Here is a 7,770-nt window from a genome sequence, read left to right on the forward strand (position 1 = left end):
CCCCACCACATCCAACTCCCCCGTCCCCACACCCCGCACCGCCGCCCGATTGTCCCGGTCGTTCCCCGTCGCGAACAGATCGCCCGTGAAGACCGAGCACGGCAGCCCCCGGGACACCGCCCGCGCATGCGCCGACGTCAGCGCCTCCTTCGTCGCCTCGAAAACCATCACCGGCTGCCGGAACATCGGCAGATAGACGACCCCGTCGGCGTCCTCGTACGGCTCCCCGACCACCTCGGGGACGGTCGTGCCGAGGCCGCTGACCAGGAACGCGGTGACGTTCAGCCGCTGCCACGGCTCCAGGTCCTCCCGCAGCAGGACGGCGATCTTCGTGTCGAACCGGATGGGTGCGTCGTCGCTCATGCACCGAGACTGTCGAATGCCGTACGACACCGTCTTGTACGTTCTTTGCATGGCCACCCGGCACACCACCCGGCAGACCGTCTCCGCGTGGCGCCCCGCCGTCCCGGGCGTCGTGGAGGTCTTCCACGCGCACTTCACCGGGTACGAATACCCGATGCACGTCCATGACGCGTGGACGCTGCTGATCGTGGACGACGGGGCCGTACGGTACGACCTCGACCGGCACGAGCACGGCACCCCGCACGACACGGTGTCCCTGCTGCCACCGCACGTCCCGCACAACGGCTCCCCCGTCACCCCGGACGGGTTCCGCAAGCGGGTCGTCTACCTCGACACCTCGCTGCTCGGCGAGGATCTCGTCGGGTCCGCCGTCGACACCCCCGATCTGCGGGACCCCCTGCTGCGACAACGCGTCGGACAGCTGCACCAGGCCCTCGACCGTCCCGGCGACGAGCTGGAGGCTGCGAGCAGGCTTACGTTCATCGGGGAGCGGCTCACCACTCGGCTGCGGCCGCGTCCGGTCGGCGACATCGCGCGCGCCGACCCCGCCCTCGCCCGTCGGCTGCGTGAGCTGCTCGACGAGCGCGTGGTCGAGGGGATCAGCCTCGACGAGGCCGCCGCGCTGGTGCACGCCCACCCCGCCCATCTGGTACGGGCGTTCAGCACCGCCTACGGCATCGCCCCGCACCAGTACCTCAACTCCCGCCGGGTGGACCGCGCCCGGCGGCTGCTGCTCGACGGGCGGCGGCCCGGCGAGGTCGCGGCGGCCACCGGATTCTTCGACCAGTCCCATCTCACCCGGCATTTCAGGAAGTTGGTGGGGGTCACGCCCGGGCGGTACCTGCGGTACACGAGGTCCCTTCGACGGAAGACGCCCGTCCGGTGATCAATGCCGCCTAGCGTCAGGCCATGACCAACAACTCGCAAGAAACACAAGGCACTTCACACACTTCACAGCCCGATCGCGTCCTGAGAGCCAGACGGCTCTCGACCGCCGTCGTCGGTGCGGCCGCCCTGGTCGCCCTCAGCGTCGGTGCCGCCCTCGCGGCGACGTCGGACGATGAGCCCACCGCCGAACCCTCCGTGGAGATCAGCGTCCCGGCGGAGGGGGGCACGGGCGGCGGCAGTGACCCGAGCCCGACGTTCACGGAGCCGGACGACCCCACCCCGGAACCGACCGAAGAGCCCACCGAAGAACCCACCGCCGAACCCACCAGCGATCCGTCCACGCCCAGTGAGCTGGACGAGCTCAACCGGCGCATCTCGGAGCTCGACAAGAAGGTCGACGAGCTGCCCACCAAGAAGGAACTGGCGGACGCCCTGCGCGCGTTCGCCGACGAGCTCGACAAGAGCGAATCCTGACGCGCCGGCCCGGGGTCAGTCGGACGGGTCGGACGGGTCGGACGGGCGCTGGGTCAGGTGGGCGAACGCGTCCAGGTTGCGGGTCGGCTCCCCCCGGGCCACCCGCCACTCGTACTCCTTGCGGATCGCGGACGCGAACCCGAGCTCCAGCAGGGTGTTGAAGCTGCCGTCCGCCGCCTCCAGGGTCTGGCCCAGGAGGCGGTCGATCTCGTCGGCGGTGACGGCGGCGAGGGGGAGCTTGGCGGTGACATAGACGTCGCCGAGCCGGTCCACGGCGTAACTCACGCCGTACAGCTTGAGGTTGCGCGCCAGGAGCCAGCGGTGGACGCCGGACTCGTTCTCGTCGGGGTGGCGGACGACGAAGGCGTTCAGGGAGAGGGAGTGGCGGCCGACCAGGAGGGAGACCGTCGTCTTCAGCTTGCGGGTGCCGGGGAGCTGGACGACGTAGTTGCCGGGGGCCGGGCTCTCCCACTCCAGGTCGTTGTCCTTGAGGACACCCTCGATGACCTGCGCCGCCGTCTGCTCCTCAGCCATGGTGGGAGCGTACGCGACGCCGGTGGGCCTGCATCGCGGCCGTGTAGACGTCGGCCGTCGCGGCGGCCGCGGTGTCCCAGCCGAAGGACTGCGCGTGCCGGGCGGCGGCCTCGCCCATGCGGGGCGCCAGGTGGGGGTCGTCGGCGAGGTCGCGGAGCACGCGCGCGTAGTCGGCGGGGTTGTGGCCTCGTACGAGGAAACCCGTCCGCTGGTCGCGTACGGCCACCGGCAGGCCGCCCACCGCTGCCGCGAGGACGGGTGTGCCGGCCGCCTGGGCCTCTATGGCGACCAGACCGAAGGACTCGCTGTACGACGGCATGACCAGCACGGACGCGGCCCGGAACCAGTCCGCGAGCTGCTCCTGGCCGACGGGCGGGCGGAACCGTACGACGTCCGCGATGCCTAGCCGGGCGGCCAGCTTCTGGAGGCCCTCGGGCTTGGCGAGGCCGCTGCCGCTGGGGCCGCCGACGATGGGCACGACCAGGCGGGAGCGGAGTTCCGGGCGCTCGTCGAGGAGGACGGCGACGGCGCGCAGGAGGATGTCCGGGGCCTTCAGGGGCTGGATGCGGCCCGCGAAGAGCGGGATCAGGGCATCCTGGGGGAGGTCCAGGCGGGCGCGGGCCGCCGCGCGGCCGTCGGCGGGGCTGAAGCGGTCCAGGTTGACGCCGGGGTGGACCACGGCGACCTTGCCGGGGTCCGCGCTGTAGTGGCGTACGAGCTCGTCGGCCTCCTCCGCCGTGTTGGCGATGAGGCGGTCCGCGGCGTCGACGATCTGGGTCTCCCCGATGACACGCGCGGCGGGTTCGGGAGTGTCGCCGTCGGCGAGGTTGGCGTTCTTGACCTTGGCCATGGTGTGCATGGCGTGGACCAGGGGGACGCCCCAGCGCTGGGCGGCGAGCCAGCCGACGTGCCCTGAGAGCCAGTAGTGCGAGTGGACGAGGTCGTAGTAGCCGGGGCGGTGGCCGGCCCACGCCTGCATCACGCCGTGCGTGAAGGCGCACAGCTGGGCGGGGAGCTCCTCCTTGGCGAGGCCCTCGTATGGGCCGGCGTCGACATGGCGGACGAGTACGCCGGGGGCGAGCTGGACCGTCGGCTCCAGTGCGGCGGTCGTCGCGCGCGTGAAGATCTCGACCTCGATGTTGATCGCGGCGAGGCGCTGCGCCAGTTCGACGATGTAGACGTTCATGCCGCCGGCGTCGCCGGTGCCGGGCTGGTGAAGCGGGGACGTGTGCACGGAGAGCATCGCGACACGGCGGGGGCGGCGGTGCAGCCGCAGCCGCGCGGGCGCGGCCGGTGAGCGACGCCCGAGCCTGCTGACGTACTGGCTCACGTGGCGGTCCTCCTCGCAGCGGGCATGCCTGACGGAGGGCGTGGGGCGCCCTCCAAGGGGGTGCAACATCGGAGGGACTGGTTCCCATTCCGGGCACGGTGGATTTTGCTGAGCCATTACCAGGTGTCGCTCAACTGTTCGGGGTGTGGGTGCGTTGGGGGATGCCTGCGGCTGCCTGTGCGGCTTCGGTGGGGGCTTGTGTCGCGCGGTGCGGTTCGTTGGGGGTCGGGGCCGCACCGGGGGGTGTCCGTCCTCGGTCGGGCGGTGCTGTTTCTTCAGTAGTGAACTTGGTTGGGCGCCCGACGCTGCGGGCGGACACCCCCCCGGTACGTCCCCTGCTCGCCGTTGCGCAAGCGCGGGTCCGTTCCGCCTGGGGCCGTCGACTGCGGGTCTACGGTGGTCCGCGCAGGCCGGGCGTCCGCGGTCGCTCAGGGCGCATACCCTCGTAGTCATGACAGCCCGCGCAGCGCACCGACCCGTGGGCACTGTTACGCGAGGGACCACCAATCCCAATCGGTTGCGGCGTATGGACCGGTGGATCGCGGCCGTTCATGGGGATGCGCTGCGGCACGGTGGGGCGTCGGTCGCTGTCGATCTCGGGTATGGCGCCGCTCCCTGGACCGCCGTCGAGTTGCTCGCGCGGTTGCGGACCGTCGCGCCACGCGTGCGTGTCGTCGGCGTGGAGATCGAGCCCGCCCGGGTCGCCGCCGCGAAGCCGTACGAGCGGGAGGGGCTGGAGTTCCGGCACGGGGGGTTCGAGGTCCCGGTCCAGCCACGGCCGATGCTGATCAGGGCCGCCAATGTGCTGCGGCAGTACGAGGAGGGCGAGGTCGCCGTGGTGTGGGCGCGGCTGTGCGCGCGGCTCGCGCCGGGCGGGCTGCTCGTCGAGGGGACCTGCGACGAGATCGGGCGCCGGCATGTGTGGGTCGCGCTCGGGGCCGAGGGGCCGCGGACGGTCACCTTCGCGACCCGGCTGGGATCGCTGGAGCGGCCGTCCGACCTTGCCGAGCGACTACCGAAGGCGCTGATCCACCGCAACGTTCCCGGTGAGCCCGTGCACGCCTTCCTGAGCGACTTCGACCGCGCCTGGGCCGCCGCCGCACCCTACGCCTCGTACGGCGCCCGCCAGCGCTGGATCCGCGCGGTACGGGATCTGACCGCGGACTGGCCGGTGACCGACGGGCCGGTGCGGTGGCGACAGGGGGAAGTCACCGTGACGTGGGGGGCGTTGGCCCCACGCGGGTGAACCCTCACGGGCCTGCCTGACCTGCGGGGAACGATCTCCGTGAGTCGTTCGTCACAAAGGCGGGGAGATCGTCATGGGGCGGGTGGATCAGGGGGAGGGACGTACTGCCTCTGTCGTTTTCTGTCACGACATGGCACGATCCCCCGGGCGTTCGTAAGTTACTGACGGTAAATCAGGTTTGGGGGCTGGGGTATGGGTGCGGGCAAGCGCGGGCTGGTGACGGCTGCTGTGACCGTGGTCTGTGCGGTCACGGTGCTCGCGGCGCCGGGTACGGCGTTCGCCAGCCCGAGTCCCAGTCCCAGCCCCACACCTTCGGCGTCCGCCACCGCTGGAGATACCGATACCGCCGGGACCAACAAGGACCTTGAGGCCGTACGCCAGAAGCTGGACGACCTCTATCACGACGCCGCCGTCGCCACGGACGAGTACAACGCCGCCGAGGAGGCCGCCGACCAGCAGTCGGCCGCGATCGTGGCGCTGGCGAAGAAGATCGTCAAGGGCCAGGAGAAGCTGGCGGAGCTGGAGAAGCGCGCGGGCGCCGCTGCCGCCGCCCAGTACCGCACCGGCGGACTGCCGGACGAGGCGCAGCTGATGCTCAGCGACGATCCGCAGCAGTTCCTCAACGGCGCGGGCCGGATTCTGCAAGGCCAGCGCGCCACCAAGGGCCTCATCGCGGAAATGACCCGTACCCAGGAGGACTTGGAGCAGTACGCCAAGGACGCCTCCACCCAGTGGGACAAGCTGGAGGCCAATCGCAAGGCGAAGGCCGCCGCCAAGAAGAAGGTCAAGAAGCAGATCGCGGCGGCCGAGGAGCTCGAGTCCCAGCTGGAGAAGGAGGAGAAGGAGCGCCTCGCGCGGCTGGAGCAGCAGGCCGCCTACCAGGCGCAGACCGCCTGGCTGGACTCAGGGATACTCGACGAGATCAACGGCAAGGCGTCCGCGCAGGGCAAGAAGGCCGTGGAGTACGCGACCGCCCAGATAGGCAAGCCCTACGAATGGGGCGCCGAGGGGCCGGGGTCGTACGACTGCTCGGGGCTGACCTCGCAGGCCTGGGCCAGTGCCGGGCAGGCCATTCCGCGGACCTCGCAGCAGCAGTGGAAGCAGCTGAAGCACGTCGACGTCGCGGACATGCGGCCCGGCGACCTCATCATCTACAACGACGATGCCAGCCATGTCGCGATGTACATCGGCGACGGCGCGATCATCCACGCCCCGCGGCCGGGGCGGACGGTGACGATCGCGGGGGCGGGATCTATGCCGATCCTGGCGGTCGTGCGGCCTGACGCCTGACGTCTGACGCCTGACGCCTGACGCCTGAAATGTGGGTATTTGAGGTTTTGGGTGCCTGAGACCGGGGTCACGTGACGCACCGCACGCCGGTGGGCTCCCAAACCCGGCGCGGACGTGATGTTCGTCATTCCCGCACCTCGGGCGGGGTGTCCAACTGCGGTAGGGAACGCGGCATATGACAGCGGCCGCCTGCCCAGCTGGGTGCCGTACACCATTCCGTTGCGGCGCCGAGTACCGCTATGGTCCCCGTCGGTGGGTCGAGGTCCCTCGCCCCACCATGCCCTCGGGGGGAGGGAAGGACCCAAGACGATGCCCGTACCCGTACCGCGGCAGAGAGCGATCCCGGCCGTGGAAAGTGGTCAGGCGCCGGCCGCAACCGCAAGTGGCGGCCCTTCAAGGGAAGAGGCCCCGCGCACGGACGGCACGATCGAGAAGCACAACGGCACGACCCATCTGACGCTGCTGGTGATCGAGGACGATCCCGGCGGCTCGACGGTCGTGCCGGAGCTCCTCGACGCCGCCGGCAACCCCATCCGCGTCCGCACCGCCCGCAACCTCACCGAGGCCGAGCGGCTGCTCACCGACGACGTGCACTGCATCCTGCTGGACCTCGCCCTGCCCGCCCCCGTGCGCGGCGGCGACGACGAGCTCGCCGTGCTCAAGCACGTACTGGAGCTCGCGCCCCGGCACGCCGTGCTCGCCCTCACCGCCTCCGGCGACGCCGAGCGCGGCACGGAAGCGGTACGCGTCGGCGCCCAGGACTACCTCTTCCGCGACGAGCTGGACAGCCGGCTGCTGAGCCGGGCGATCCGCTACGCCGTTGAGAGGAAACGTTCCGACACGGCCGAGCGCAGGCTCGCCGAGGGACGGTTGCGGGCGCAGGAGAACCGCCGCCTGGAGCGAGGGCTGCTGCCCACGCCGCTCCTGGAGGGCTCCTCACTGCGGTTCGCCGCGCGCTACCGGCCGGGCCGTTCCCGGGCGCTCCTCGGCGGCGACTTCTACGACGTCGTCCGCACCCCCGACGGCACGGTCCACGCCATGATCGGCGACGTCTGCGGGCACGGGCCCGACGAGGCGGCACTCGGTGTGGAGCTGCGGATCGCGTGGCGGGCGCTGACCCTGGCGGGGCTGTGCGGGGACGAACTCCTCGGCACGCTGCAACAGGTCCTGGAGCACGAACGGTCCGACGAAGAGATCTTCGCGACGCTGTGCACGGTGGACATCGCGCCGGACGGGCGTCGGGCGGGGCTGTGCCTCGCCGGGCATCCGTCGCCGCTGGTCGCGCGGCCGGGGCGGCCGGCGCGGCTGCTGCCGTACGACAACAACGGGCCGGCTCTCGGGCTGCTGCCCGGCGCCCGGTGGCCCCGGATGCAGGTGGAGCTGGGGCGGGAGTGGAGTCTCATGCTCTACACCGACGGGCTGATCGAGGGGCGCGTCGGAGTCGGCGGGGAGCGGCTCGGTCAGGACGGCATGGTGGCGATGGTCCGCCGGCAGCTGTCCGAGGGGCTCCAGGGGGAAGCGCTGCTGCGGGCGGCCGTGAGTGAGGTCCGGGAGCTCAACGGGGGCGAGCTGACGGATGACGTGGCTGTGCTGCTGCTGGATCGGGTGGGGTAGGTCCGGGCGGGACCGCCCCGCGCCCCTGGGT

The 7,770-nt window shown here is 71.4% G+C and carries 8 protein-coding genes; 5 read left to right on the top strand and 3 right to left on the bottom strand.

The window, feature by feature from the left end; all coding sequences use genetic code 11:
• Positions 1-363: DUF2000 domain-containing protein (locus HLK59_RS46185; RefSeq protein WP_240983033.1), on the bottom strand; the 363-nt coding region annotated here is incomplete at its 3' end.
• Positions 364-412: 49 nt separating this feature from the next.
• Here HLK59_RS46185 and HLK59_RS46190 point away from each other — a divergent pair.
• Together HLK59_RS46190 and HLK59_RS52205 are read left to right on the top strand one after the other, a co-directional pair.
• Complete coding sequence (locus HLK59_RS46190) at positions 413-1,249, top strand: AraC family transcriptional regulator (protein WP_240983034.1); 837 nt, start codon at positions 413-415, stop codon at positions 1,247-1,249.
• 23 nt (positions 1,250-1,272) lie between these two features.
• Positions 1,273-1,725 (top strand): hypothetical protein, encoded by a 453-nt coding sequence (locus tag HLK59_RS52205; protein ID WP_277349588.1) that lies wholly within the window; start codon positions 1,273-1,275, stop codon positions 1,723-1,725.
• A 15-nt stretch (positions 1,726-1,740) separates the two neighbouring features.
• Here the strand turns inward: HLK59_RS52205 and HLK59_RS46200 are convergent, their stop codons facing one another.
• Complete coding sequence (locus HLK59_RS46200; RefSeq protein WP_171147677.1) at positions 1,741-2,259, bottom strand: YbjN domain-containing protein; 519 nt, start codon at positions 2,257-2,259, stop codon at positions 1,741-1,743.
• The gene (gene mshA / locus HLK59_RS46205; RefSeq protein ID WP_346779982.1) at positions 2,252-3,589 is read right to left on the bottom strand and encodes a D-inositol-3-phosphate glycosyltransferase; all 1,338 of its coding nucleotides are present in this window, start codon (positions 3,587-3,589) and stop codon (positions 2,252-2,254) included. Before mshA ends, HLK59_RS46200 begins: the two co-directional genes overlap by 8 nt.
• 451 nt (positions 3,590-4,040) lie before the next feature.
• Here mshA and HLK59_RS46210 point away from each other — a divergent pair, with 451 nt between their 5' ends.
• From HLK59_RS46210 to HLK59_RS46220, 3 genes are all read left to right on the top strand, one after another.
• Positions 4,041-4,835, top strand: coding sequence for a class I SAM-dependent methyltransferase (locus HLK59_RS46210; RefSeq protein WP_171147679.1), 795 nt, complete (start codon positions 4,041-4,043; stop codon positions 4,833-4,835).
• A 192-nt stretch (positions 4,836-5,027) separates the two neighbouring features.
• The gene (locus HLK59_RS46215) at positions 5,028-6,125 is read left to right on the top strand and encodes a C40 family peptidase (protein ID WP_171147680.1); all 1,098 of its coding nucleotides are present in this window, start codon (positions 5,028-5,030) and stop codon (positions 6,123-6,125) included.
• A gap of 309 nt (positions 6,126-6,434) precedes the next feature.
• The gene (locus HLK59_RS46220) at positions 6,435-7,739 is read left to right on the top strand and encodes a response regulator (RefSeq protein ID WP_171147681.1); all 1,305 of its coding nucleotides are present in this window, start codon (positions 6,435-6,437) and stop codon (positions 7,737-7,739) included.
• Positions 7,740-7,770: the final 31 nt, after the last annotated feature.

The sequence above is a fragment of the Streptomyces sp. S3(2020) genome (assembly GCF_013044505.1).
Taxonomy (GTDB): domain Bacteria; phylum Actinomycetota; class Actinomycetes; order Streptomycetales; family Streptomycetaceae; genus Streptomyces.

What these genes read in the sequence shown, in the direction of transcription:
- HLK59_RS46190 (WP_240983034.1), top strand. Translation starts at nt 413, where the DNA reads ATGGCCACCCGGCACACCACCCGGCAGACCGTCTCCGCGTGGCGCCCC.
- HLK59_RS52205 (WP_277349588.1), top strand. Translation starts at nt 1,273, where the DNA reads ATGACCAACAACTCGCAAGAAACACAAGGCACTTCACACACTTCACAG.
- HLK59_RS46200 (WP_171147677.1), bottom strand. Translation starts at nt 2,259, where the DNA reads ATGGCTGAGGAGCAGACGGCGGCGCAGGTCATCGAGGGTGTCCTCAAG.
- HLK59_RS46210 (WP_171147679.1), top strand. Translation starts at nt 4,041, where the DNA reads ATGACAGCCCGCGCAGCGCACCGACCCGTGGGCACTGTTACGCGAGGG.
- HLK59_RS46215 (WP_171147680.1), top strand. Translation starts at nt 5,028, where the DNA reads ATGGGTGCGGGCAAGCGCGGGCTGGTGACGGCTGCTGTGACCGTGGTC.
- HLK59_RS46220 (WP_171147681.1), top strand. Translation starts at nt 6,435, where the DNA reads ATGCCCGTACCCGTACCGCGGCAGAGAGCGATCCCGGCCGTGGAAAGT.